Origin of the sequence: Nocardioides sp. NBC_00850 (assembly GCF_045207335.1) — a bacterium.
Classification (GTDB): domain Bacteria; phylum Actinomycetota; class Actinomycetes; order Propionibacteriales; family Nocardioidaceae; genus Nocardioides.
The window spans coordinates 1,429,187-1,453,857 of the sequence record NZ_CP108845.1 but is presented as its reverse complement, the minus strand read 5'-3'; the positions used below and the strand labels follow the sequence as shown (position 1 = coordinate 1,453,857).

Here is a 24,671-nt window from a genome sequence, read left to right as displayed (position 1 = left end):
GATGCGGGGGACGGTATGGGGGCCTGAACCGGCTGGGTAGCGTGTCGCGCCAGCCCCCAACCTCTGGAGTTCTGCCATGACCATCGGCCTAGGGATCATCCTGCTGGTCCTCGGACTCATCCTGCTCACCAGCGCCGTGGATCTGCCCGACGAGGTCGCCAACGCGATCGCCAGCGAGCCGCTGGGCTGGATCTTCGTGATCGCCGGCGGCCTCGCGATCGTGATCGGCGTGCTGCTGTCGGTGAACCGGTCCCAGCACACCACCGCCGTCGAGCACCGCCAGTACGAGCCCGGCCCTTACGGCGGCCCTCAGGGTCCCTACCCTCCCGGCCCTCCGTCGCAGCCGCAGGGGAACTACCCGCCGGCCGGGCAGCCCATGCAGGGCGCCCCGCACGCTCAGCACTTCGGCGCCGGTCACCCCGGCGGCCGCGCCTGACCCGTTCAGCGACGGCGCGTCGGGCGTAGCTGGTCGCGGGCGGCGCGGCGTACGGCTTCGCTCAGGTCGTCGAGTGCGATCGAGTCGAGGCGCCAGCGCTGCCAGAAGAGCTGGATGTCGATCGGCTTCGCGCCCGGGAGCGGGACCGTCGCGCCTGACTCGAGGTCGGCCTCTGCCTGGGCGTCGAGGAGCATCCCCCAGCCGAGGCCGCGCCTGATGGCCTCGTGGAAGTCGTGGCTGCTCGGGACCCGGTGGACGACCGGTGGCCGGGTCGCGCCGTGCGCCGCCAGCACCTCGTCCTGGAGATGGTCCTTCTCGTTGAAGACGATCATCGGGATCGCGCCCCAGTCGATGCCTCTGCCCTTTCGGTGCCGCTCGATGAGCGCCGGGGCGGCGCCCGGGGTGTAGCGGAGCCGGCCGAGCGGCTCGACCGTGCAGCCCTGGACCGGCTTCGGCTCGCTGGTGACCGCGGCGAGGACCTCGCCGCGGCGCAGCGCGTCGGCCGAGTAGCCCTGGTCCTCCACGGTGATCCGCAGCGCCGTCCGATCCCAGGTCGCCACCTCGTCGAGCACCGGACGGAACCAGGTCGCGAGGGTGTCCGCGTTGACCACGACCGAGAGGTCGACGACGGTGTCGTCGCTGCTGTCGCCGGAGCTCAGGGTCGCGGCGGCCTCGTCCAGCAGCAGGCGGAGCTGTCGGCCGTGCCTGATCAGGGGCTCACCGGCCTCGGTGGGGGTGCAGGGAGTCGTACGCCGCACCAGCACCTGCCCGGCCGCGCGCTCGAGCGCCCGGATCCGCTGGCTGACGGCGCTCGGGGTGATGTGGAGGCGTCTCGCCGCGGCGTCGAAGGTGCCTTCCTCGGCGATCACGACGAGGGTCTCGAGCTGGGTCGGGTCGAGGGCGGGCATGCCTTAAGTGTGGCTCATCTTCGGTTAGATTCTTTCGCTGGTCTGTAGACGCGGCACGGCTTAGCGTCGCTGATGTGATCAACGCCAGCCTCGCCGGGCTCCTCACCGGGCTCAGCCTCATCATCGCCATCGGGTCCCAGAACGCGTACGTCCTGCGGCAGGGCATCCTGCGCTCGCACGTGTTCGCCGTGGTCGCCGTGTGTGCGGTCTCCGACCTCCTGCTCATCTGTGCCGGGGTCGCCGGCATGGGGGCGGTCGTCGAGAGCGCCGGGTGGGCGGTGGAGGTGCTGCGCTGGTTCGGGGTGGTGTTCCTCGGCTGGTACGGCATCGGGTCGTTCCGGCGGGCGCTGCGGCCCTCGGGGCTGGATGCCGCCGACGCGCCCCGCGACACACTCCCCCGCGTGATCGCCAAGGCGGCCGCCTTCACCTGGCTCAACCCGCATGTCTACATCGACACGCTTGTGCTCCACGGGTCGATCGCGGCGACCTACGGCTCGGCGCGATGGGGGTTCGCCGTCGGCGGCTGCCTGGCCAGCATCATCTGGTTCGCCGGTCTCGGGTACGGCGCTCGGCTCCTCGCGCCGCTGCTCGCCAGCCGACGTGCCTGGCAGGTGCTCGACAGTCTCATCGGGTGCATGATGCTCGCGATCGCGGGCGGGCTCGCGCTGGGCGGACTGGGCTGACCGGGCGGGCCGACTTTCAAATCCGGCCAATGTGTTGACCAGCCGCCTAGTGTGGCCGCATGCCGTGGACGACCTCCGATATTCCTGACCTGACCGGCAAGAACGCCGTGGTGACCGGACCGACGCTGGGCGGGATCGGCTACTTCGTCGCGCGCGGCCTCGCCGCTGCGGGGGCACGGGTGATCCTAGCGGGGCGGTCCTGGGAGAAGCTCGACGCGGCCGCGGAGGCATTGACCGAGGAGGTTCCGGGCGCCAGCCTCGACCGGGTCGCGCTCGATCTCTCCTCGCTCCAGGCGGTGCGGGCAGGGGCCGAGGCGATCGCGGCGGCGACCTTCGACGGCGGCGGGCCGCTGCACCTGCTGGTCAACAACGCGGGCGTGATGGCGACGCCGCAGTCGCGGACCGTGGACGACCTCGACCTGCAGATGGCGACCAACCACTTCGGGCCGTTCCTGCTGACCGGCCTGCTGCTCGAGCCGCTGGCCGAGAGCGGCGAGGGGCGGATCGTGACCATGGCGAGCGTGGCGCACAAGGTGGCGCGCAAGGCGCCGCTCGGGTTCCCGACGGTGCAGGTCGGGCGCTATTCGCCGTGGGGCGTCTACTCCCAGTCGAAGCTCGCCAACCTGCTCTTCACCTTCGAGCTCCAGCGGCGCCTGGAGAAGGCGAGGCTTCCGGTCGGTGCCTACGCCGCTCACCCGGGGCTCGCCTCGACCCGTCTGATGGCCAACGGTGCTTCCCGGACCATGATCGCGCCGATCGCGAGCATCGGCGAGGCCGCCGTCCGGGCCATGGCGCAGACCCCGGAGGCCGGCGCCTGGCCGGCCCTGATGGCGGCGACCTTGCCGGGGCTGGAGCCCGGGACGTACGTCGGGCCGAGCGACGCCTTCGAGGGTCGCGGTGTGCCGAAGCCGGTCAACGCCTCGCGCCTCGCACGCGATCCCGAGGCGGCGCGGGCGCTGTGGGAGCTCTCCGAGCAGACCACCGGCATCGCCTATCCCTGACCGGGCCCAGACCAAAGTCTGAGCCCGGTCGCTACCTCTGGCCGATGCCTCGACGGCGCCCCGGATCCTAGATTCATAAGGGTGAGCAAGAAGGTCCAGATCTGGTCGCGGACGATCTCCGGGCGCGCCCACCATCTCGAGGTGACCGGGGAGATCATCCGTACGTTCGTGTGGACCGTCGACGGCGAGGAGGTCCTCACCCGGAAGACCTCCGACGACCGGGCCCGGCTGGAGAGCAAGGCGCACGGGAGCCTGCTCGTGATCCACTCCGGGCTCGGCACACCGCGTCGCGCGACCTACTTCGCGCCCGGTGAGGACCTGGCCGGGATGGCCGGCATCGGCGGCGTCGACCTCACCCCGGAGCCTGGGTCGCGGGCCGCTGCGTACGAACAGCGGGTGATCGACCACCCCAAACGCTATGCGCTCATCGAGACCCTCGGCGGTGCCGCGGGCGTGGTCGGCGGCATCGTCGCCGCGATGGTCGTCGCATGGATCCTCGCCCGGGTCTCGCTCCCAGACATCGACCTCCCGCTCCCGAACCTGCCGGATCTCCCCGACCTGCCGCTCCCCGACCTACCCAGCATCCCGTGGCCGTCGATCCCGTGGCCGGACCTGCCGAACGTACAGGTCCCCGAGTGGGTCAAATGGGTCGCCAACCACCTGAAGTACGTCTGGCCCATCGTCCTCGCCTTCGTCCTAGCCCAGGGCGAGATCAAGCGCCGCCGCAAGCAAGCAGCGGCCGAAACTGCAGAAATGGGCGACGAAACTCGACTTTCGTCACCCACGACTACAGATTCGACCGCCACAACTGAGGACTCGGCCACCAAAGGTGCGGACTCGGCTGAACCGGGTCAGCGGCGGGGCTTGTAGGTCGGCTTCTCGCGCTTGAAGGCGGCCTCGCGGGCGATCTTGGTGTTCTCGCCGAAGAGGAGGCGGAGCTGCTCGATGCGCTCGCGGGAGAAGGTGCGCTTGATCGGGGCGTACCAGGTGTCGTTGAAGAGGCGCTTGGCGGCGGCGAGCTGGTCGGGGGAACGCTCGGAGAGCTTGCGGGCGAAGGCGGTCGCGGTGGCCACCGGGTCGGCGGAGAGCTCGGTGACCAGGCCCAGCTCGTAGGCACGCTCGCCGGAGAACTGCTCGGCAGTCATGGTGAGCTTCTTGGCGGTGTCGATGCCGACGACCTCGGAGAGCGACCGGATGCCGGTCATGTCGGGGATGATGCCCCACTTGCCCTCGAGGATCGACCACTGCGAGTCGGGCTCGGCGATGCGGAAGTCGGCGCCGAGCGCGATCTGTACGCCACCGCCGAGGCAGTGACCGTGGACGGCCGCGATCACCGGTACCGGCAGCCGGCGCCAGGCCCACACCGACTCCTGGAAGAGGTTGGTCCCGCGGAAGGGCCGGGGCAGGAAGGCGCCGACGATCTTCTTCGGGTCACGCAGGACCGAGGCGAAGTCGAGACCGGCGGTGAACGCGTCCCCCTCACCGGCGATGACCACGGCGCGCAGGTCGTGGTTCTTGCCGAGCACCTTGGCGGTGTCGACCAGCTCCTGGAGCAGCTCGAGGGTCAGCGCGTTGAGCTTGTCCGGGCGGTTGAGACGCACCTGGGCGATGCCGTCGTTGATTTCGGTGGTGACGAGGGGCATGGGGAGAACATTACGGGGCAGTAGGCATGATGGGGCACATGGCTGACCCACGCGCTGGAACGCTCGCTACGCCCGCCGACCTGGTCGACGTACCTCACCTGGTCGCCTCCTACTACAACCTGCAGCCGGACCCGGACGATCCAGCCCAGCAGGTCGTCTTCGGCACCTCGGGCCATCGCGGGTCCTCGCTCAGGTCAGCGTTCAACGAGACGCACATCCTGGCCACGACCCAGGCGATCGTCGACTACCGGACCTCGCAGGGAATCGATGGGCCGCTGTTCATCGGACGCGACACCCACGGCCTCTCCGAGCCCGCGTGGGCGAGCGCGCTGGAGGTGCTGGTCGCCAATGACGTACGCGTCCTGGTGGACGACCGCGACGGCTACACGCCGACGCCGGCGATCTCGCACGCGATCCTCCGGGCCAACGCCGGGCGGCTGTCGGGCGCCGGCCTCGCCGACGGGATCGTCGTGACGCCGTCCCACAACCCGCCCTCCGACGGCGGCTTCAAGTACAACCCGCCCCACGGCGGTCCCGCGGACTCCGACGCCACCAAGGTCATCGCCGCCCGTGCCAACGAGCTGATCCGCGCCGGGCTCTCCGGCGTCAAGCGGGTGCCGTTCGCTGCCGCGCGGCGGAAGGCCGAGGCGTACGACTTCCTGGGCTCCTACGTCGACGACCTGCCCAACGTGGTCGACCTGGCCGCAATCCGCGATGCCGGGGTGCGGATCGCCGCCGACCCCCTGGGTGGGGCCTCGGTCGCCTACTGGGGCGAGATCGCCGAGCGCCACAAGATCGACCTCAACGTGGTCAACGAGCTGGTCGACCCGACCTGGCGGTTCATGCCGCTGGACTGGGACGGCAAGATCCGGATGGACTGCTCCTCCCCCAGCGCGATGGCCGAGCTGGTGCGCTTCGTGGAGAGCACCCCGGAGTTCGACATCGCCACCGGCAACGACGCCGACTCCGACCGGCACGGGATCGTCACCCGCGACGCCGGGCTGATGAACCCCAACCACTTCCTCGCGGTCGCGATCGACCACCTCTTCGGCGGCGCGCGTCCCCACTGGCCGGCGACCGCGCGCATCGGCAAGACGCTGGTCTCGTCATCGATGATCGACCGGGTCGCGGGTGCGCTCGACAAGCCGCTGGTCGAGGTGCCGGTCGGGTTCAAGTGGTTCGTGCCGGGGCTGATCGACGGCTCGTTCGGCTTCGGCGGCGAGGAGTCGGCGGGCGCCTCGTTCCTGCGCTTCGACGGCACCGTGTGGACCACCGACAAGGACGGCATCATCCTCGCCCTGCTCGCCTCCGAGATCCTGGCGCGCACCGGGAAGACGCCGTCGCAGCGTTACGCGGAGCTGGTCGCCCAACTCAATCCAGGGCAGCACGGCGAGCCGGCGTACGCCCGGATCGACGCCCCCGCCTCTCGCGAGGAGAAGGCGAAGCTCGCCGGGCTCTCCCCCGAGGCGGTGACCGCGACGACCCTGGCCGGTGAGGAGATCACCGCCAAGCTCACCGAGGCGCCCGGCAACGGCGCGGCCATCGGCGGCCTGAAGGTGACCACCGAGTCGGCCTGGTTCGCGGCCCGGCCGTCGGGGACCGAGGACGTCTACAAGATCTACGCCGAGTCGTTCCGAGGGCCTGACCACCTGGCGAAGGTCCAGGAGGAGGCCAAGGCGGTCGTCTCCGCCGCCCTGGCCTGACCTCCCGTTCGCCCCAGCCCCGAGATCAGCGCATCCAGAACGGGTGCTCGGCGTCCTCCCGCACCGTCACGTTGACCCGGTTGAAGAGGTTGTGGGTGGCGATGCAGAGGACCAGGGCAGCGGTCTGCTTCTCGTCGTAGTGCTTGGTGACCTCACGCCAGAGCTCGTCCGGCACGGCGTCCTCGGAGTCGGCGAGGCGGGTGACGGCGTCAGCCAGGGCGAGGGCCGCCTTCTCGGCCTCGTCGAAGAAGGGCGACTCACGGAAGGCGGCCAGGCCGACGACCTTCTCGATCGGCAGGCCGACCTCGGCGAGACGTACGGCATGGCCCTGGAGGCAGGCGGCGCAGCCGTTGAGCTGGCTCACCCGGATGGCGACGAGCTCGGTCGTGGTCTCGGGCAGGCCACCCTCGGCCACGGCAGCCAGGAGGTTGCCGATGCCCTTGAATGCCTGCGGGATGACTTCTGCGGGGTTCTTCATTCGGTTGCTCATGCCATCCCTGACCCGCCCCGGCACACCGATGTGACAGACCGGTGAAAGAAAAATTTCTTTCACCGAAGCGGTCACATCTGGTCTGCTTCGCGGGTCGGGTCCATAAGGGCCTGGACTGTACGGGCCGACGATCGAGAGGACCGACGATGCAGCAGGAGTGGCTGGCCGAGCGTTTCGAGGAGGAGCGGCGGCACCTGTTCGGGGTGGCCTACCGGATGCTCGGATCGACTTCCGAGGCCGAGGATGCCGTCCAGGACGCCTGGCTCCGGCTGAGCCGGAGCGACGCCGACGAGATCGACAACATCGGTGGCTGGCTGACGACCGTGGTGGCACGCGTCTCGCTCAACATGCTCCGCTCGCGCAAGACCCGCGGCGAGCTGCCTCTCGAAGATCGACTGCCGGAACCCACGATCGTCCTCGACGACGGCACCACCCAGGATCCGGCCGAGCGCGCGATGCTCGCCGACTCGGTCAGCGTCGCTCTCCTCGTCGTGCTCGACCAGCTCTCCCCCGACGAGCGGCTGGCCTTCGTACTCCATGATCTCTTCGCCGTGCCCTTCGACGAGATCGCGACGATGCTCGACCGCTCGTCCGACTCGACCCGCCAGCTCGCGAGCCGCGCGCGGCGACGAGTCCGAGGACGTACGCCCGAGAACGACGTCGCCGCGCAGCGCGAGGTCGTCGACGCCTTCTTCGCCGCCGCCCAGGACGGCGACCTGGACCGGCTGATCGGTGCGCTCCACCCCGACGTCGTCCTGCACGCCGATCTCGGCTCCGGGATCACCACCTACCGCGGCGCGGCGAAGGTGGCGGGCAACGCCGTCATGTACGCCCACGCCGACCGCGTCACCCACTCCGCCCTCGTCAACGGCTCCGCCGGCGTCGCGATCACCTTCCACGGGAAGCTCTACAGCGTCATGGCGTTCACCGTGGTCGACGGGCGGATCACCGAGATCGAGGCGTACGCCGCCCCCGCCCAGGTCGCGAAGCTCGCCGCGAGCCTGGGGCTGGAGTCAGCGCACGACCAGGCCTAGGCGGCCTGGCGGCGGGGTCGGCCGCGGCCACGCTTGTGGGTGACCACCTGGCCGCGTTCGACGATCTCGCCGCCCCAGACGCCCCAGGGTTCGGAGCGGGCCAGAGCACCGGAGAGACACTCACGCATCACCGGGCAGTCGAGGCAGCGATCTTTGGCCACCTCGAGGGCGGCGGGGGACTCTGAGAACCACAACGCAGAGTCGTCTCCGTGGCACGGAAGGCCGGCGGCGTACAAAGGCGGGATGATCTCCAAGGGCACCCCTCGAGAATCTGCGCCTGAGGTAGGCCCGCACATCGGGAAACTACCTTAGATCTCCCCTGAGGAGCTTCCACTGAGAATCTCCCGAGGGCGAATCGTTTCGGACTCGTGTTTCGCGTTTGCACCCTTCTTCATCGCAAATCTCTCTACGATGCGAAATCGCCGCGACTCGACGCGGCGGAACCCCGAGAGGAGCAACCCGTGAAGCTCGGAAAGCAAGGAATCAGCCTTGCGCTCGTCGCGGCAGGCCTGGTGGCCACACCGATCGCCGCCTTCGCCGCGGAACCGGATCCCAGCGGCATCGACCAACTGAAGGCCGCGGCCGATCAGACCGTCACGCTCAAGAAGGAGGGCGCCACCGGCCTGATCGGCTACGCGTCCACCAAGGGCGACCTGCTGCCCGGCGTCGCCGCTGACAGCAAGTCGGAGGCGGCCGCGAAGGCACGCGAATATCTCGACAAGTACGCCCCGGTCTTCGGTGCCGAGGCCGGCCAGCTCGACCAGTCGAAGGTCAGCACCACCCCGGCCGGCTGGACGGTCGAGTTCGAGCAGGCCTACAAGGACGTGCCGGTCTTCGGCGGCGTCCTGAAGGCCCACGTCGACAAGGCCGGCGACCTGACCTCGGTCAACGGTTTCGCCGCCCCGAACCTCGATCTCAGCACCACCCCGAAGTGGTCCAAGGAGAAGGCCAGCGCCAAGGCGCTCGAGCTGGTGAAGTCCAAGCCGGCCGAGGCTCACACCGACAGCAAGGTCGACACCACCGGCGTCGAGGTCGTCAAGGCCGACCTCAACATCTACCGCATGGGCGCGGCCCAGGGCGTGAGCGGCAAGAGCCTGCTCGCCTGGGTCGTCGAGGTGTCCAACCGGTCCACCGTGCGCGAGACGGTCGTGCTCGACGCCGCCAGCGGCAAGCCGGTCAACCGCTACTCGATGATCCACTCGGCCAACGAGCGGGAGCTGATCGAGAAGCACAACACGCCCGACACCGGCGACGACGCGACCGTCTGGAACGAGAACGACGCCTTCCCGGGCACGCTCGACCAGGACCAGGCAAACGAGGTCGCCACCACCGGCGAGTCCTACTGGCTCTACAAGAACACCTTCGGCCGCGACTCCTACGACGGCGCCGGCGCGAAGATGGTCACGGTCAACAACGACCCGGCGATCTCGTGCCCGAACGCCAACTGGAACGGCGCGACCACCAACTACTGCTCCGGGGTCACCTCCGACGACGTGGTGGCGCACGAGTGGGGCCACGCCTACACCGAGTACACCTCCGGCCTGATCTACCAGTGGCAGCCGGGTGCGCTCAACGAGGCCTACTCCGACATGTGGGGCAACACGGTCGACTTCCTCAACGCCCGTGAGAACACCACCGACGACGTACGCCGCACCGACGGCCACTGCTCGTCGTCCACGCGCGGGGCGATCGAGCTGACGATCAACTCCCCCGCCGACGTCGCCGGCGCCTGCCCGGCAGCCGCGGCCAACTTCGGCCCGGTCTACCCGACCGCGGGCGTGACCTCCGACATCGTCGTGGGTCAGGACGACCCGGCAGACGGCAGCCCGACCAACGGCTGTGGAGCCTTCACCAACGCCGCCGACATCGCCGGCAAGTTCGTCTTCGTCGACCGCGGCGTCTGCGCCTTCACCCAGAAGGTCGCCAACGCGTCCGCGGCCGGCGCCGAGGGCATCGTGATCGGCTTCCTGGAAGGCCAGCCGATCGGCTCGATCTCCGGCAACGCCGACATCTACGGTGCGACCACCGACTTCGCCACCGGTCAGAAGATCAAGAACGCCACCGGCCCGGTCAACATCACCATCAAGGACGCCTCGGCCGACACCAAGGACGAGTCCGTACGCTGGCTGATGGGTGAGGACTCGACCGCCTTCGGCGGCGCGATCCGCGACATGTGGAACCCGACCTGCTACGGCGACCCGGGCAAGGTCTCCGACGAGGAGTACCACTGCGACGGTGCCACCGACTCCGGCGGCGTCCACACCAACTCCGGCGTCATCAACCATCACTACGCCCTGCTCGTGGACGGCGGCGCCTACAACGACGTCGACGTCGCGGGCATCGGCCTGGACAAGGCGGCCAACCTGATCTGGCACGCGCAGACCAACTACCTGACGCCGACCTCGGGGTTCCCCGAGTACGCCCAGGCAATGGTCTCCTCGTGCGCCGACCTGACCGGCGTGACCACGCTCAAGAAGCTCACCCTGGGCACCTCGACACCGCAGTCCGGCGGCGGCGAGACTCCGGGTGGCGCAGCCGAGGCTCCGGCTCTGGAGCCGATCACGGCCGCTGACTGTGCGGCGGTCGCGGCGGCCAACACGGCCACCGAGCTGACAGACGAGCCGGTCCAGTGCAACTTCGGCCCGATGCTCGACCCGAACACCCCCGCCCTGTGTGGCGAGGGCACCAACGAGGTCACCACCTACACCGAGGACTTCGAGGACGGTCTGACCGGTTGGACCCAGGACGCCGAGTCCCTGGTCCCCGGCAACGACTACCCCTGGGAGGCCGGTACCGGCGTCGAGGGCAACGAGACCGGTCTCGCCTGGGGCCCGGACCCCGTCGAGGGCCAGTGCGGTGACGCGACCGGTGACATCACCAGCCGCAACGGGCTGATCTCCCCGGAGATCACCGTTCCCGCGGGTATGACACCTCGCCTCACGTTCGACCACTCGGTGCGCACCGAGTCCGGCTGGGACGGCGGCAACGTCAAGGTGTCGGTCAACGGTGGCGACTTCGCGCTCGTCGACCAGGCTGCGTACCTGTTCAACGCACCGGGCGCGACGATGGACCCCGACAGCGGCTACCTCGCCAGCGAACCCGCCTGGACGGGCACCGACGGTGGCAAGTTCACCGGTCAGTGGGGCACGACGATCGTCGACCTCGATGCGATCGCCAACGCCGGTGACACCGTGCAGTTCCGCTTCGACCTCGGTCGCGACGGCTGCAACGGCGTCGAGGGCTGGGCCGTCGACAACATCTCGGTGAGCTACTGCACCGAGAAGGCGGTCCCGGAGATCTCCGCCACCTCGCCGAAGCGCGGCAAGGTCGAGATCACCGTCGACGGCGAGCGCGCCTCCGGCCAGATCGTGGTCAGCGAGAACGGCATCCGCGTCGGCCGCTTCACCCTCAAGAAGGAGGAGGCGACCTTCCGGGCGTTCCGAGGCACCCACACCTACAAGGTGGTCTACTCGGGTGACCGGAACAACGAGGCGATCACCGAGACGGTGACCGTCAGGGTCAAGTAGCCGTACACCTTCACAGGGCCCCGCCGGACAATCCAGTTCGGCGGGGCCCTCTGTGTCCCTACACTCACCCCATGCGCGGAACGATCCTGACCATGGGCGGTGGCGGCTTCTCCATGCCGGAGGTGCACGGACGGGACGTCTCACCCCTCGATGCGGAGCTGGACCGGCTGAGCGGGAACACGCGGCCGAAGGTCTGCTTCATCGGCACCGCGAGCGGGGACGCGGACAGCTACCACGACAAGTTCCTCGCCGCGTACGCCGGCCGTTCCGAGGCGAAGGTGCTGTCACTGTTCAACAAGGCGCCCGAGGGGCACGAGCTCCCGATCAACGACCTCGAGCAGCTGCTCGACCAGGACATCGTCTACGTCGGCGGCGGGTCCACCGCCAACCTGCTCGCGGTGTGGCGGCTGCACGGGCTGCCCGCGCTGCTGGAGAAGGCGGCCGCCGGCGGGACGATCCTGGCCGGGATCTCGGCCGGGGCCAACTGTTGGTACGAGGCCTCCTCGACCGACTCCTTCGGCCCCACCGCGCCGCTCCCCGACGGCTTGGGCTTCCTCCTCGGTTCGTTCTGCCCGCACTACCTCGGCGAGGAGGACCGGCGGGAGACGTACGTCCGGTTCGTCGGCTCAGGGGCGCTGCCCGCCGGCTACGCGGCCGACGACGGCGTCGCCCTGCTGTGGCGCGACGGCGAGCTCGTCGAGGCGATCAGCGAACGGCCCGACGGAGTCGCCTACGCCGTCGGGCCGGACGGGGAGACCCCGCTCGAGGTGAGGGTGCTCTAAGGCAGGTAGAGCAGGGCGTACGTCGCGAGGTGGCAGAAGCCGAAGAGCGCGGGCGCCCACACCTCGATGTTGCTCATCGGCAGGTAGCGCGAGCTATCGCGACCGAGGCCGACGGCCGACCACTCCGCGACACCGGGCGCCGCGGGGAGCTGCTTCTCGAGGTGGGAGATCACCGAGTACTTCCCGCTCGCCATCTGCCGGTAGGAGCGGATGATCCAGAACCAGCCGAGGCACGAGCCGAGGGCGGCGATCAGGGCGACCGTGAAGATCCAAGGCCGTTCGGGAGCGCTGGCCACGAGCGCCGTGCCGGCGACCAGGATCCCGACGTTGAGGACCAGCAGGAACGCGCTGGTCAGCGTACGCCGCACGCTGAGCCGCTCGGCCTCCGCGACATAGAGCTTGTACTGGTCGAAGAGGATCGCGCGGTCGCCGCTGGAGAGGACGTCGGGAGGAAGCACCCACAGACCCTCGGCGAGCGCCGACGGGTTCGGCTTGTTGGCGGTCACATAGCTGCGCACCGCGGTCGGCGACCCGGTTCCGGGAATCAACTCGTTCTCCATAGTGGCTAGTTGTCTACCGGTCCTGGCGGACGATGTCCATACGAGATTCGTCACCGTGACTCAGTGGAGATCTCGCAGACTGGCCGCGGCCTCGTCGACACACTCCGGAAGGCTGAGGTCGGTCTCTCCGGATACCCACCGGGTGAAAGCCGTCTGGAACACCGCGGCAGCGCTGTAGGCAGCCAGTCCGGCGGTCGGCTCACCCACCCCCCGGTCGGCGAGTGCGGCCTGCGCAGCGGTCGTCATCGTCGCCATCTTGAGCAGCTCGCGCTCGCGGAGAGCGGGGGTTGCCTCGACGATCCGGGCGCGCTGCGCGGCCTGTTCCCGGCTGCGCACCTCGACGAGCTCGACCGCCGCCTGGCGTACGCCGGTGATCACCATCTGCAGCGGAGTCGCGCCCTCCTCGGCGGCCGCGATCGCCTTGGCGACCATCTCGTCGAGTGCGCCGGGGCCGGCGAAGAGCACTTCCCGCTTGTCGGCGAAGTGCCGGAAGAAGGTGCGCTCGGTGACGCCTGCACGGGCCGCGATGTCCCCCGCAGTCGTCTTGTCGTACCCCTGCTCGGCGAAGAGCTCGAGGGCAGCGCCCAGCATCCGACCGCGCGCGTCCGGCTCCCATCTCGACATGGCGTCCATCCTAGCGTGATGACAGTTCCTGACATCGTCTGCTACCGTCGATGTCAGTCACTGACATGAGAGGGAATGAGATGAACATCTTCGTCACCGGAGCCTCCGGCTGGATCGGCTCCGCCGTGACCGACGAGCTGCTCGCGAACGGATACGCCGTCACAGGTCTGGCCCGCTCCGACACCAGCGCTGCGGCCCTGGAGGCCAAGGGCGTGACCGCCCAGCGCGGCTCGATCGACGACCCCGGATCGCTCGCCGTCGCCGCCAAGGCGGCGGATGCCGTCATCCACCTGGCCTTCAACCACGACTTCGACCACTACGACGCCGCCGGACGGACCGAGCGCGCTGCGGTGAACGCCATGCTCGAGGCCCTCGAGGGCAGCGGCAAGGCGTTCCTGTTCGCCAGCGGCGCCGCAGGAGCCGCACCGGGCCGCACCGCCACCGAGGAGGACCCCAGCCCCTTCCACGGACCCGACTCGATGCGTGGTGGCAGCGAGAACCTCGCGCTGAGCCATGCCGACAAGGGCGTACGCCCTGTGGCCCTGCGCTTCCCGATCGTCCACGGCCGCGACGGCGACCCCGGCTTCGTCACCTACCTGGCCCAGGTCGCCAGGAAGCAGGGTGTGTCCGGCTACATCGGCGACGGCAGCAACCGCTGGGCGTCCGTCGACCGCCCCGACGCCGCGCGCGCAGTACGCCTCGCCCTGGAGAAGGCCCCGGCAGGCTTCCGCGCGCACGCGGTCGCCGAGGAGGGCATCCCGACCCGGGAGATCGCCGAGGCCCTCGGCAAGCGCCTGGACCTGCCAGTGCGGTCGATCAGCCCGGACGACGCACCGGCCCACTTCGGCTGGATGGCGATGATGTTCGGCCTGGACGGCGCGACCTCGTCCGAGATCACCCGGAAGACGCTGGGATGGGACCCGACAGGCCCAACACTGATGGAGGACATCGCGGTCGGCGCGTACGACGCCTGACAGAAACGACGCGACGTCCCCGCCGGTCTACCCGCAGGTGACCGACGGGAACGTCCCGTCGTATCAGCCGATCAGATGGCCTTGCCGACCGAGGCCGCGCCAGCAGCCTCGAACTCCTTGAGCAGGCGGCGGCGGGTGCGGGTGTCGCCGCGGACCGCCTTGACGAGCTTGACGACCTGCGAGGGGGCGTTGCGCACGTTGGTGGACTCGAGGAAGCCGTTGGGCAGCGAGAGTCGCAGGACCTTGTGCCAGGCGGAAGCGACCTGCTGCGGCATCGGCGCGGAGTGGTAGTTGAGGTCGTACTTCTCGAAGAGCGCGCGGACCTTCGGCGCGATCTCGGCGTAGCGGTTCGAGGGCAGGTCCGGGAAGATGTGGTGCTCGATCTGGTGGGACAGGTTGCCGGACATGACGTGCAGGAACTTCGAGCCGGAGATGTTGGCCGAGCCGAGCATCTGCCGGACGTACCACTCACCGCGGGTCTCGTTCTCCGGGATGTCCTTGAGCTCGAAGGTCTCGACGCCCTCGGGGAAGTGGCCGCACATGATCACCGAGTGGGTCCAGACGTTGCGCGTGAAGTTGGCGATCACGTTGGCCAGCAGCGTGGTCGGACCGGAGAGGGTCACCATCGAGACGAGCGGGTGGGCGACGTAGTCCTTGAACGCCTGGCGGCGGATCTTGGCGAGCGTACGCTTCGCCGACATCTGCCACTCGGCGGACGGGCGGCGACCCTTCTTCTTCTGCCGGATCACTCGGCCGAGCTCGAGGTCGTACATCGCGATGCCATACTCGAAGATGCACATGTTGATGAAGTTCATCGCGGGCTGGAACAGGCTCGACGGCGTCCAGCGCTGCTCCTCATCGACGCGCATGATGCCCCAGCCGAGGTCGTTGTCCTTGCCGACGATGTTCGTGTAGGTGTGGTGCAGCTCGTTGTGGGAGTGCTTCCAGCCCTCGCTCGTCGAGGCGTTGTCCCACTCCCACACGGTGGAGTGGATCTTGGGGTCACGCATCCAGTCCCACTGGCCGTGCATGATGTTGTGGCCGATCTCCATGTTGTCCAGGATCTTGGCGATCGAGAGACCGACGGTGCCGACGACGAACGCCGGCGGGAAGATGCTCGCGAGCAGGACGGCACGGGAGCCGAGCTCCAGCGAGCGCTGGACCTTGATGACCTTGTGGATGTAGGCCGCGTCCCGCTCACCGCGGGTGTCGATGACCTCTTGGCGGATGGCGTCGAGCTCGCGGCCGAGCTGCTCGATGTCGTCGCGGGTCAGGTGGGCGATCGGGCCGGTGTAGGCCGGGGCATCAGGTGCGATGGTCATGGCTGTCTCGCTCTCGTCTTGTGGGGGATGCTTCAGGAGGCAGGGTGGTCGATGACGCACTCGCCGGCGGCGGCGGAGATGCAGGTCTGGATCGGTACCCCTTCGGGGCCGGTCTCACCCGGGCGGGCGACGGTGAGCTCGCCGTTGCGGAGGTCGCGGACAGCGCCCTCCTTCATCGGGAGCACACAGCCGAAGCAGATGCCCATACGGCAGCCGCTCGGCATGAGGACGCCGGCCTCTTCGGCGGCGTCGAGGATCGGCCTGTCACCAGGTGCGTCGACGGTCTTGCCGGTGAAGGCGACGGTGCCGCCCTCGCTGGTCACCACGGTGGCCAGTCGGAACTGCTCGGTCTGGAGGGGCAGGCCCGCCTCGTCGTACCAGGCCTGGAGGTTGTCGAGGAGACCGGCGGGACCGCAGGCGTACGCCTTGCGCTCCCTCAGGTCAGGGACCAGCTCGGTGAGGGTGTCGATGTCGATGCGGCCCTCGGAGCCGGTGTAGCGGGTGACGAGGCGGATCGCGCCGGCCTCGGCGAGGGACTCGAGGTTGCGGATGAAGATCGAGTCGGGGCGGCTCGGGGCGACGTGGACGACGGTGACGTCGAGCCGCTGGTGCTCGACGACGCCCTCGTCGGTGACCGGGAAGAGGTTGCGCAGCATCCCGATGACCGGGGTCACGCCGGAGCCGGCGGTGACCATCAGGAACTTGTGGCCGCGCAGGTCGCTGGGCAGGACGAAGTCGCCGGCTGCCTGCTCGAGGTGGACGATCTTGCCGGGGCGCAGGCGGCGCACCAGGTGGCTGGAGACCTTGCCGCCGGGCACGGCCTTGACGGTGATCGAGATGAGGCCGTCCTTGCGGGGACCGTGGGTCAGGGAGTAGGCGCGCCAGTGGCGTACGCCGTTGACGTCGACACCCACGCGGACGTACTGACCCGGGGTGTGACCGTTCCAGTCGGCGCCCGGCTTGATCTCGATGGTGGCCGCGTCGGCGGTCTCCGGAGTGACCTTGACGACGCGTCCTCGCAGGTCAGCGCCGGGTCGGAGGGGGTTGAACATGTCCAGGTAGTCGGCCGGCGCCAGGGGCGTGGCGATCTTCTCGGCGACTCCCCACACCTTGCGGGAGAGCCTCTCCCGCAGCGCGGGTCGCCTGGCCTCGCCCGGGGCGAACAAGGCGGTGGATGTAGAGATCTCAGCCATGTATCCATAGTGCTACTTATGCGAGGTAAACTCCTGTGTTAGCGACGTGAATCTGATAGGCGGATTTATACGTGACGAACAAAAGTTCCCGAGATGTGCCCGATCTTTCGTCCTATGACGTCCACCTGACGCCCGAGGTCGTCGCCTCGATCCGTGCCGTCCTCCCCCAGGTCGGCGATGACGTGGTCGCGGCGATCATCGCCGAGGTACCGCCGTATCAGGACGCGCTCTCGGGACACATGGGCGAGACCATCCGGAACGCGGTGGGCGTGGCACTGGGCGGCTTCCTGTCGCTCGCCTCTGGGGCGGGCCTGGCCTCCGACGTGTCGGCCGCGACGCCGCCCGCGGTCCAGGGCGCCTATGACCTGGGGCGAGGCGAGGCCAGGAGCGGGCGCACGATGGAGGCCCTGCTCGCCGCATACCGCATCGGCGCCCGCGTGGCCTGGCGAGAGCTCGCGGGCAAGGCCGTCGAGGGCGGCATGGAACCGGCGATGCTGGTCGAGTTCTCCGCGCTGGTCTTCGCCTGGATCGACGAGATCTCGGAGGCCTCGGCGGCCGGGCATGCCGACGAGCGCGCCACGACCGGACGCGTACGCCGGCAGCTGCGCGAGCGACTGGCCCGCAAGCTGCTGGCCGAGGCGACCCCGGAGGAGCTCGACGACGCAGCCGTACGGGCCGAGTGGACACCACCGAGCACGCTGACCGCCGTGCTCGTCCCCAACTCCCAGGTCGGCACCATCCTCGCCAAGGTCAACCAGGGCACCCTGGAGCACGACGACCTGCGCGACCTCGACGACCACACGCTGCTGCTGGTCCCCGACGCACACGGCCGCCGGCGCCGAGCGCTGATGAAGGCGCTGGAGGGTCGCCGGTCGGTCGCCGGTCCGGCCAAACCCTGGCGCGAGGCTCGGGTCTCGTACGAGCGCGCCCGCCGCGCCCAGGACGCGGGCCTCGGCTCCGACACCGAGCAGCACCTGGTCGAGCTGGTCCTCTCCGCCGACACCGACGCCCGCGAGGACCTGCGCGCCCAGGTCCTCGCCCCCTTGGCCGACATGCGCCCCGCGACCGCTGAGAAGCTCACCGAGACCCTCCGCTCCTGGCTCCTCCACCAGGGCCGGCGCGACGAGGTCGCCGCCGACCTCTTCATCCACCCCCAGACCGTCCGCTACCGGATGGGGCAGCTGCGCGATGTGTACGGGGACCGGTTGGACGACCCCGCGATGCTCCTCGCCCTCACCGTCGCTCTGGGTTGACATCAACCGTCCCGCGGGTCCTCGCCGACGAGGCCGTCGATGGACTCGCGGATCAGGTCGGCGTGGCCGGTGTGGCGGGCGTACTCCTCGATCATGTCGGCGATGTAGCGGCGGGCGTTGGTCTCGACCTGCCACTCGGGATTGGTCGCCAGCGTGTCCATCCCGTTCCGGCCGAGGGCTTCGGCGATCGACCGGCGGGACCTGGCGACCGCACCCTCCCAGAGCTCCATCAGCCCATCGGCGGTGTCCTCGGCCTCGGTCTTCCAGTCCCAGCCCTCCTCATCGGGACCGTAGGACGCCCAGACGTCCGGGTAGCCGTTGCCGGCGAGGATCGCGGTGAAGTAGTGGTCCTCGCAGAACGCGAGGTGCTTGAGGAGCCAGCCGAGCGTGATCCTGGACGGCTCCAGCCGCTGGCGCAGCTGTTCATCGCTCAGCCCGCCGCACTTCCAGGCGAACGTACGCCGGATCCGGTCGAGCGTGCTGAGCAGCGTCCCGCTCTCGTCCATGACCGGGGTCATCTCGATCGTCATGCCGCTCACGCTAGGCCTGATTCCGGACGCAAGCCTTCCGATTAACGGGGCTACGCAGCCGTGGAGCGGCATGCGGGCCCGGCGACCTGGGTACCGAGCCAGCCATGACTGACGCCACCGCCTATCGGTCCATGACAGCAACGACGCTGCAGACCGCAGCGACGGTCGTGGCCGGAACGTTCCTGCTCGTCGGTGTCCTCGGGTTCATCCCGGGCGTCACCACCGACTATGACTCGATGACCTTCGCCGGCCACGAGTCCAACGCCCAGCTCCTCGGCATCTTCCAGGTGTCGATACTGCACAACATCGTGCACCTCCTGTTCGGGATCGCCGGCCTCGTCCTGGCCACCAGCTGGGCCGGAGCCCGTGCCTACCTGATCGCCGGCGGGGCGATCTACATGGTCCTGTTGATCTACGGCCTGGCTGTCGACCACGGCAGCAGCGCGAACTTCGTGCCGGTCAACGGCGCCGACAACTGGCTTCATCTGGTGCTGGGCGTCGGGATGCTGGCACTCGGCCTGGCACTGGGACGGACCCCGGGCGCAGCGGATCGACCCGGCGCACTCTGAATGGAGCGCACGAGCGTGTGGCTGGCCACGGCCGAAAGGCCGCGGTCCGCCACCCCGGAAACCGGTCGGAAGGCTGATCTCGCGGTCGATGTGGCCATGGTGGGTGGAGGCATCGTCGGGTTGACGACTGCCCTCCTCGCACAGCGGCGCGGCCTCCAGGTCGCCGTGCTGGAGGCGGCGACCGTGGGTGGAGGCACCACGGGGTACAGCACCGGGAAGGTGACCGCGCAGCACGGTCTGATCTACGCCGAGCTGGTCGAGCGGCACGGAGAGGACAAAGCCCGGCTGTACGCCAGCGCGATGCGCGCAGGGGTCGAGCAGGTCGCCGACCTCGCCTCGGAGCTGGAGATCAGCTGCGACCTGACCCGAGCGCCGGCGCTGGCCTATACCCGACAGCCGGAGCAGCGGTCCCGGATCGAGGACGAGGCCAGGGCCGCCGCTCGGCTCGGGCTCCCAGCCCGGGTGACCGAACGCACCGATCTGCCCTTCGACGTCGAGGCCGCGGTTGCGTTCGACGACCAGATCCACTTCCACCCCGGCAGATACCTGGTGGGCCTCGCCGACGCGTTCACCGCGGCCGGAGGGCAGGTACGCGAGGGCACGCGGGTCATCGCCATCGACGAGCAGAGCGACCGAACCGTCCAGCTCACCACGCCCGCCGGGACCGTGGTGGCCGACCAGGTGGTCGTCGCTTCGCTGCTCCCGCCCGGCCTGCTCGGCGGCTACTTCGCGCGAACCAGGCCGTCCCGCTCCTACGGGTTGGCGGTCCGCCTGCGCGGCCCGGCGCCGACCAGCATGGCGATCGGCATCGATTCGCCCACCCGCTCGACCCGGCCGTGGCTGGACCCCGGCCCGAACGGGCTGATCGTGGTCGGCAACGGCCACGAGACCGGCGCCGAGCCCGACACCGAGGCGGTGTACGCGGACCTCGAGGACTGGACCCGCACCACCTTCGACGTCGAGGCGATCGACTACCGCTGGTCATCGCAGGACTACCTCACCCCGGACCGGTTGCCCTACGTCGGCCACTCGCCGATGAGCGAGTCGGTGCTGGTGGCCACCGGGTTCCAGAAGTGGGGCCTGAGCAGCGGGACCGCGGCCGCGATGATGCTCGCCGATCTTCTCGCCGGCACCGACAACCCGTGGCTCCCGGTGTTCGACGCCACCCGGATCGGCGACGTACGGACCGTCGGCCGGCTCATCAAGGACAACCTGAAGGTCGGCGAGGAGCTCGTCGCGGGCCGTCGCCAGGACCCCGACGCCCGTCCCGTCTCCGAGCTGCAACCGGGCCAAGGCGGCCTGGTCGACCTCGACGGCGACACTGTCGGCGGCTATCGCGACCCGGCGGGCGCCTTCCACACGGTGAGCGCCAGGTGCAGCCATCTCGGCTGCCCCCTGCACTGGAACCAGGCCGAGACCAGCTGGGACTGCACCTGCCACGGCTCCCGGTTCTCCCCCGACGGCTCCGTCCTGGACGGGCCCGCCGTCAGACCGCTCGCACGACCCGGCGCCGACGATCCGGATCCGGCTTGACCTCAAGCCGACATGAGCACCGAGGCTGATGCCATGAAGTTCACCGACACGCAGCTCCGCTACCTCCGCACCCAGCCGCTGGGAAGGCTCGCGACCCTCGCTCCCGACGGCGGCCTGCAGAACAACCCCGTGGGGTTCAAGATCGATGAGGAGCACCGGATCGTCATCGGCGGCCACCAGATGGGCAGGTCACGGAAGTTCCGGAACGCCCAGAAGCATGCCCAGGTGGCCTTCGTGGTCGATGATCTCGAGTCCACCAACCCCTGGAAGCCGCGAATGGTCGAGATCCGCGGCACCGCCGAGGCGCTCACGGACGTGGACCCGCCGATGCCGGGGACCTCACGCGAGGTCCTCCGGATCACGGCGGAATCGATCAGGGACTACGGCCTCGGCGACTGAGTCAGCGCTTCCGGAACAGCCGGGCCGGCACCAGCGAGAGCGGGTTGATCGCCGCCCGGATGCGCTGCCACCTCGTGCGTGAGTCGGAGATCGACGAGCGAAGCGTTCCGACCCGCTCCCAGAAGGCTGCGACCTCGTCGTCCTGCGGCCCGGACTCGCCGAACATGGTGGTGTCGGTGAGCAGCGCCAGCCCCGCCGCACCGTCCATGCCCGGGGACTCGGACAGCGCGGAGGCCTGTTCGCGGCGGGTGGCGCCCACGGGCACCCCGACCCCGAAGTCACGGGCGTGGTCGAGCGTCTCGCGCCAGCCACCGGAGAGACGGGCGACGGGGGTCCCGCGCGTCCGCCGGCGATGTCGCCGCCAGATCTTGGCGCCGATGATCGCCCCGCACACGGCTGCGATGAGCAGCAGCGGGATGCCGACGTACGTGAAGACGGCGATCAGCCAGCCGGGCAGCGTGAACCCGTCGGGCCGGGAGTTGGCCTTCTGGTTGACCGACTCGTCCAGCGGGTCGCCGGAGGTCGCGGGCGGGCGTACGGGCGCGGGCGGCGGGACGACCTTGCCGGTCACGAGCTCCTCGGGCTGAGGGGCGTTCTGCTCGGGCGGCTTCTCGGTGTTCATGAACTCGGACCAGTCCAGGGTGGCCCAGGACCCGTCCGACATCCGCAGCTCGACCCACGCGTGCATGTCCTTGCCCTGGACGACGCCGTCGGAGCCGACGACGGCACCCAGGACCACTCGGGCCGGGACGCCGACCTGGTTGGCCAGGATCGCCATCAACGCGGCGTACTGCTCGTCGTTGCCGGCGAGCTGGCCGCCCTTGGCGGTGAAGTCGGCGAGACGACGCAGGGAGTGGCCGGCCGGGTACTGCTGGTTGGGCGGCTCCCCGTCCGTGTAGGTGCCCTCCTCCTTGAGCTTCTCCGCCACCGCCAGCGCATTGGTGATCGGTGAGTCACCACCGCCGGCGTACTCGGCGGCGAGCGCCTGGAACTGGGCGGCCTCGTCGCCGATCGGCGACCCGCCCGACCAGGTCTCGCTCTTCTCCCCGACCTTCTCGTCGGCGGCCGAGGCGGTGAAGGAGTAGGAGTCGCCGGGCTTCAGCGCCGACGGCAGGACACCGGTGGACGTCGCCAGGTTGTAGCGGAACGAGTCGGAGTCTGGACCGTCGAACGAGATGTGGGTGAGTGCGGTCGGCAGCGGCACCCAGACGCCGCCGAAGTCCTCCCCGATCGTGATCGTGCCGCGCACCTGCTTGCCGTCGGCGAGCGGGTTGCGCAGCGTCGAGCTGATCTTCTGGAAGGTGTCGTCGGGACCTTCGGTCTCGCCGGAGTCGTTGGCCGCGCGCCAGACGGTGCCGTCGTACGAGTCCATCGCGGCGACCCGGACGCGGGTGCCCTCGGGCAGGCCCGAGACGGTGAAAAGGTCCTTCTCGTAGAGCCGGCGGTCGTCCTCCGGCGTCTGGTAGCCCTTGGTGTAGACCCGGTAGCCGGCCAGGGGCGACGGGTACTGCCCGACGTTGAAGGGCGGCTCGATCTCGCCGCGCAGCACGGTGCGCTCGGGTGCGAGACCCGGGAGCAGCGGCCCGCCGAGGAACGCCAGCCCGGCCGCACCCAGGCACAGGCCGGCACCGATGGCGGTCCGCGAGAGGCGGCGGCCGCCGGCGGCGAGGGCACGGGCCCGCATGCCACGGATGCACAGCCAGGTGATCGCGATCGCTCCGAAGAGCGCGCCGAGCAGAGCGGTCTTGGACGGGTCCTGTACGCCGAGCAGGATCACCCCGGCCATCAGCGCGAACGCGACGAGCACCGGCGGCAGCGCCGCCTTCATCCGCACCGCCAGCGCGAAGCCGAGGCAGCCGGCGAGCAGGCCGAGGATGTAGGGGATCGTCAGCAGCGCCCCGCCGTCGACCGGTGGCAGCGTGGTCAGCAGTCGCTTCCAGCCGTGCACGGAGTTGTCGGCGAGGGTGCCGATGGTGTCGGGGACCGGGAGGAACGAGAGGTCGCCGATCCCGTGCAGCGCGACCGCGCCGCCGAGCACGAAGAAGGCGGCCAGGAGCCCGACGGCCAGCACGACCACCGGCTGGCCGCGGCCGACGAACGCGATGAGGATGCCGAGCAGCAGCCCGGCCACGCCGGCGATCAGGTAGGTCCAGCCGGCATAGGTGTCGTCGAAGCCGAGGAACGCGATGGTGCCCAGAAGGAACAGGAGGAGGGCGTCGACGGCGTGGTGCTTCTTCATCCGGACAACCCCTTCGACAGCACGATCGGCAGCTGGTCCAGGTCGGGCAGGGTGATCATCGGCAGGTCGGCGACGGCCTTGAAGCCGGCGCGCTGCGAGGAGTCGACCCGGACGGCGACGGTGGTGGCATCGACCGAGAACTGGCCGGCCGCGCGCTGGAGCGCGACGAACTCCGGGTAGCGCCCGGTCACCAGCATCACCAGCGACGCGTCCGGCGCCTGCCGGGCGGCCTCGGCGGTGACCTCGATCAGGTTGGTCGGCTGCGGGGTCGCCCGGGAGCAGGCGTCGAGAGCCGTACGCCCTCCCCCGCTCGCCGCGGTGGCCCGCACCATCAGCACGTCGCCGGTCGCGAACGAGACGTCGAACTCGTCCAGGATCCCGCGGCGCAGCAGGGAGCCCGCGATCGACATCGCGGTCTCGTACTCGTCCTCGCTGTCGTAGGACATCGGCGAGGAGTCGACGATGACGACGATGTGGGAGCGGCGGGTGTCGAGGAACTGGCGCACCAGCAGCTGCCCGTGGCGTGCCGAGGAGCGCCAGTGGATGTGACGCAGGTCGTCGCCGGGGACGTACTCACGCAGCGCGTGGAAGGCGAGGTCGCTCATCGAGGTGTTCTGTGCCGTGGACCCCTCGAGGTCACGGACCAGACCGACCCCGAAGGGCTCCAGGTGGGTGGTGCGCGGGTGGACGAACACCTCGGTGCGGTCGGTCCACTCCTGCACCCGCCGGAAGAGCCCGAGCGGGTCGCCACGCACGGTCCGGACGGGACCGACGTCGATCACGCCGCGGCGCTGGGTCGGCACCACGAACAGCTCGGTGTGCTCGGCGCCGGGAAGCAGCATCGGCAGGTCGTACGTCACTCCACCCGCTCCGATGGGGAACTCCAGGCTCGTCGAGACGAGCGGACCGCGCGCCTCGTTGCGGGCCCGCAGCTCGCCGGTCAGGGCCTGGCCGACGGCGACGCGCGGCGGCTCGACCACGGTCGCCACCGCGAGCCGGGTGCGCCCGATCATGAAGAAGGCCGCACCGATCACGAGGAACAGCGCCGCCATCGCCACCACGGACGCCTCGATCCAGCCGAGCGCGGTCGCGGCGACCCAGGCCAGCGCGCCGAGAAGCAGCACACCCCAGCCGATCGAGGTCACCGTGCCGAACCACGGACGGACCCGGTCGGCGACGAACGAGTAGACCGAACCCGCCCCGGACGCTACCGGTGCGAGTCGTTTCCGCAGGTCAGCAACGATGTTGCGGACACTGAGCCTGCTCAT

24 protein-coding genes are annotated in these 24,671 nt (G+C 69.7%); 13 read left to right on the top strand and 11 right to left on the bottom strand.

Translation table 11 applies throughout. The features are described from left to right. The first annotated feature begins 76 nt into the window (after positions 1 to 76). On the top strand, positions 77 to 436 hold the full coding sequence (locus OH802_RS07095; RefSeq protein ID WP_406026457.1) for a DUF6458 family protein: 360 nt from the start codon (positions 77 to 79) through the stop codon (positions 434 to 436). A 5-nt stretch (positions 437 to 441) separates the two neighbouring features. On the opposite strand, the gene OH802_RS07090 is transcribed toward OH802_RS07095, so the two are convergent. Then, positions 442 to 1,344 (bottom strand): LysR family transcriptional regulator ArgP, encoded by a 903-nt coding sequence (locus tag OH802_RS07090; protein ID WP_406026454.1) that lies wholly within the window; start codon positions 1,342 to 1,344, stop codon positions 442 to 444. 74 nt (positions 1,345 to 1,418) lie between these two features. Between OH802_RS07090 and OH802_RS07085 the strand changes: the two genes are divergently transcribed. The 3 genes from OH802_RS07085 to OH802_RS07075 all read left to right on the top strand — a co-directional run bounded on the left by OH802_RS07085 (position 1,419) and on the right by OH802_RS07075 (position 3,898). Then, complete coding sequence (locus tag OH802_RS07085) at positions 1,419 to 2,027, top strand: LysE/ArgO family amino acid transporter (protein WP_406026452.1); 609 nt, start codon at positions 1,419 to 1,421, stop codon at positions 2,025 to 2,027. A gap of 59 nt (positions 2,028 to 2,086) precedes the next feature. Next, a complete protein-coding gene (locus OH802_RS07080) occupies positions 2,087 to 3,028 on the top strand; it encodes an oxidoreductase (RefSeq protein WP_406026450.1) in 942 nt (313 codons plus the stop codon). Positions 3,029 to 3,109: 81 nt separating this feature from the next. Continuing rightward, entirely contained in the window at positions 3,110 to 3,898 is a 789-nt protein-coding gene (locus OH802_RS07075) for a hypothetical protein (protein WP_406026448.1), read from the top strand. Here OH802_RS07075 and OH802_RS07070 read toward each other — a convergent pair. Beyond that, positions 3,880 to 4,671 (bottom strand): crotonase/enoyl-CoA hydratase family protein, encoded by a 792-nt coding sequence (locus OH802_RS07070; protein ID WP_355017654.1) that lies wholly within the window; start codon positions 4,669 to 4,671, stop codon positions 3,880 to 3,882. The genes OH802_RS07075 and OH802_RS07070 overlap by 19 nt on opposite strands. A gap of 38 nt (positions 4,672 to 4,709) precedes the next feature. Here OH802_RS07070 and pgm point away from each other — a divergent pair, with 38 nt between their 5' ends. After that, positions 4,710 to 6,374 (top strand): phosphoglucomutase (alpha-D-glucose-1,6-bisphosphate-dependent), encoded by a 1,665-nt coding sequence (gene pgm, locus OH802_RS07065; RefSeq protein WP_406026445.1) that lies wholly within the window; start codon positions 4,710 to 4,712, stop codon positions 6,372 to 6,374. A 25-nt stretch (positions 6,375 to 6,399) separates the two neighbouring features. Here pgm and OH802_RS07060 read toward each other — a convergent pair whose 3' ends face one another. Further along, the gene (locus OH802_RS07060) at positions 6,400 to 6,864 is read right to left on the bottom strand and encodes a carboxymuconolactone decarboxylase family protein (RefSeq protein WP_406026443.1); all 465 of its coding nucleotides are present in this window, start codon (positions 6,862 to 6,864) and stop codon (positions 6,400 to 6,402) included. A 146-nt stretch (positions 6,865 to 7,010) separates the two neighbouring features. On the opposite strand from OH802_RS07060, the gene OH802_RS07055 reads away from it, so the two are divergent. After that, the gene (locus OH802_RS07055; RefSeq protein ID WP_406026441.1) at positions 7,011 to 7,898 is read left to right on the top strand and encodes a sigma-70 family RNA polymerase sigma factor; all 888 of its coding nucleotides are present in this window, start codon (positions 7,011 to 7,013) and stop codon (positions 7,896 to 7,898) included. Here the strand turns inward: OH802_RS07055 and OH802_RS07050 are convergent. After that, positions 7,895 to 8,158, bottom strand: a complete 264-nt coding sequence (locus OH802_RS07050; RefSeq protein ID WP_292649912.1) for a WhiB family transcriptional regulator — start codon at positions 8,156 to 8,158, stop codon at positions 7,895 to 7,897. The genes OH802_RS07055 and OH802_RS07050 overlap by 4 nt on opposite strands. Before the next feature lie 201 nt (positions 8,159 to 8,359). Here OH802_RS07050 and OH802_RS07045 point away from each other — a divergent pair, with 201 nt between their 5' ends. Next, complete coding sequence (locus tag OH802_RS07045; protein ID WP_406026438.1) at positions 8,360 to 11,425, top strand: M4 family metallopeptidase; 3,066 nt, start codon at positions 8,360 to 8,362, stop codon at positions 11,423 to 11,425. A 71-nt stretch (positions 11,426 to 11,496) separates the two neighbouring features. Continuing rightward, positions 11,497 to 12,207, top strand: a complete 711-nt coding sequence (locus tag OH802_RS07040) for a Type 1 glutamine amidotransferase-like domain-containing protein (protein WP_406026436.1) — start codon at positions 11,497 to 11,499, stop codon at positions 12,205 to 12,207. Here OH802_RS07040 and OH802_RS07035 read toward each other — a convergent pair. Then, positions 12,204 to 12,755, bottom strand: a complete 552-nt coding sequence (locus tag OH802_RS07035; RefSeq protein WP_406026434.1) for a hypothetical protein — start codon at positions 12,753 to 12,755, stop codon at positions 12,204 to 12,206. The two genes, OH802_RS07040 and OH802_RS07035, sit on opposite strands and share 4 nt — an antisense overlap. A 72-nt stretch (positions 12,756 to 12,827) precedes the next feature. Then, positions 12,828 to 13,391 carry a helix-turn-helix domain-containing protein gene (locus OH802_RS07030; RefSeq protein ID WP_406026432.1) on the bottom strand — a complete coding sequence of 188 codons (564 nt, stop codon included), beginning with the start codon at positions 13,389 to 13,391 and terminating at the stop codon, positions 12,828 to 12,830. Between the two features lie 80 nt (positions 13,392 to 13,471). On the opposite strand from OH802_RS07030, the gene OH802_RS07025 reads away from it, so the two are divergent. Further along, on the top strand, positions 13,472 to 14,365 hold the full coding sequence (locus OH802_RS07025) for an SDR family oxidoreductase (RefSeq protein ID WP_406026430.1): 894 nt from the start codon (positions 13,472 to 13,474) through the stop codon (positions 14,363 to 14,365). 71 nt (positions 14,366 to 14,436) lie between these two features. Here OH802_RS07025 and OH802_RS07020 read toward each other — a convergent pair whose 3' ends face one another. Next, complete coding sequence (locus tag OH802_RS07020) at positions 14,437 to 15,687, bottom strand: fatty acid desaturase family protein (protein ID WP_406026428.1); 1,251 nt, start codon at positions 15,685 to 15,687, stop codon at positions 14,437 to 14,439. 32 nt (positions 15,688 to 15,719) lie between these two features. Then, the gene (locus tag OH802_RS07015) at positions 15,720 to 16,880 is read right to left on the bottom strand and encodes a ferredoxin reductase (protein ID WP_406026426.1); all 1,161 of its coding nucleotides are present in this window, start codon (positions 16,878 to 16,880) and stop codon (positions 15,720 to 15,722) included. 95 nt (positions 16,881 to 16,975) lie between these two features. Between OH802_RS07015 and OH802_RS07010 the strand changes: the two genes are divergently transcribed. Then, positions 16,976 to 18,133 carry a PucR family transcriptional regulator gene (locus OH802_RS07010; RefSeq protein WP_406026424.1) on the top strand — a complete coding sequence of 386 codons (1,158 nt, stop codon included), beginning with the start codon at positions 16,976 to 16,978 and terminating at the stop codon, positions 18,131 to 18,133. A gap of 2 nt (positions 18,134 to 18,135) precedes the next feature. Here the strand turns inward: OH802_RS07010 and OH802_RS07005 are convergent, their stop codons facing one another. Next, on the bottom strand, positions 18,136 to 18,663 hold the full coding sequence (locus OH802_RS07005) for a DinB family protein (RefSeq protein WP_406026421.1): 528 nt from the start codon (positions 18,661 to 18,663) through the stop codon (positions 18,136 to 18,138). A 104-nt stretch (positions 18,664 to 18,767) separates the two neighbouring features. Between OH802_RS07005 and OH802_RS07000 the strand changes: the two genes are divergently transcribed. The 3 genes from OH802_RS07000 (at position 18,768) to OH802_RS06990 (ending at position 21,164) form a co-directional block, all read left to right on the top strand. Continuing rightward, positions 18,768 to 19,232 carry a DUF4383 domain-containing protein gene (locus tag OH802_RS07000; protein ID WP_406026419.1) on the top strand — a complete coding sequence of 155 codons (465 nt, stop codon included), beginning with the start codon at positions 18,768 to 18,770 and terminating at the stop codon, positions 19,230 to 19,232. A 120-nt stretch (positions 19,233 to 19,352) separates the two neighbouring features. After that, on the top strand, positions 19,353 to 20,765 hold the full coding sequence (locus OH802_RS06995) for an FAD-dependent oxidoreductase (RefSeq protein ID WP_406026417.1): 1,413 nt from the start codon (positions 19,353 to 19,355) through the stop codon (positions 20,763 to 20,765). 33 nt (positions 20,766 to 20,798) lie between these two features. Further along, positions 20,799 to 21,164: a PPOX class F420-dependent oxidoreductase gene (locus tag OH802_RS06990; RefSeq protein ID WP_406026415.1), complete on the top strand. Its 366-nt coding sequence runs from the start codon at positions 20,799 to 20,801 to the stop codon at positions 21,162 to 21,164. A gap of 1 nt (position 21,165) precedes the next feature. On the opposite strand, the gene OH802_RS06985 is transcribed toward OH802_RS06990, so the two are convergent. Together OH802_RS06985 and OH802_RS06980 are read right to left on the bottom strand one after the other, a co-directional pair. Further along, complete coding sequence (locus OH802_RS06985) at positions 21,166 to 23,403, bottom strand: DUF3488 and transglutaminase-like domain-containing protein (protein ID WP_406026413.1); 2,238 nt, start codon at positions 23,401 to 23,403, stop codon at positions 21,166 to 21,168. Further along, a complete protein-coding gene (locus OH802_RS06980; protein ID WP_406026410.1) occupies positions 23,400 to 24,671 on the bottom strand; it encodes a DUF58 domain-containing protein in 1,272 nt (423 codons plus the stop codon). The genes OH802_RS06985 and OH802_RS06980 overlap by 4 nt, the downstream gene beginning before the upstream one ends.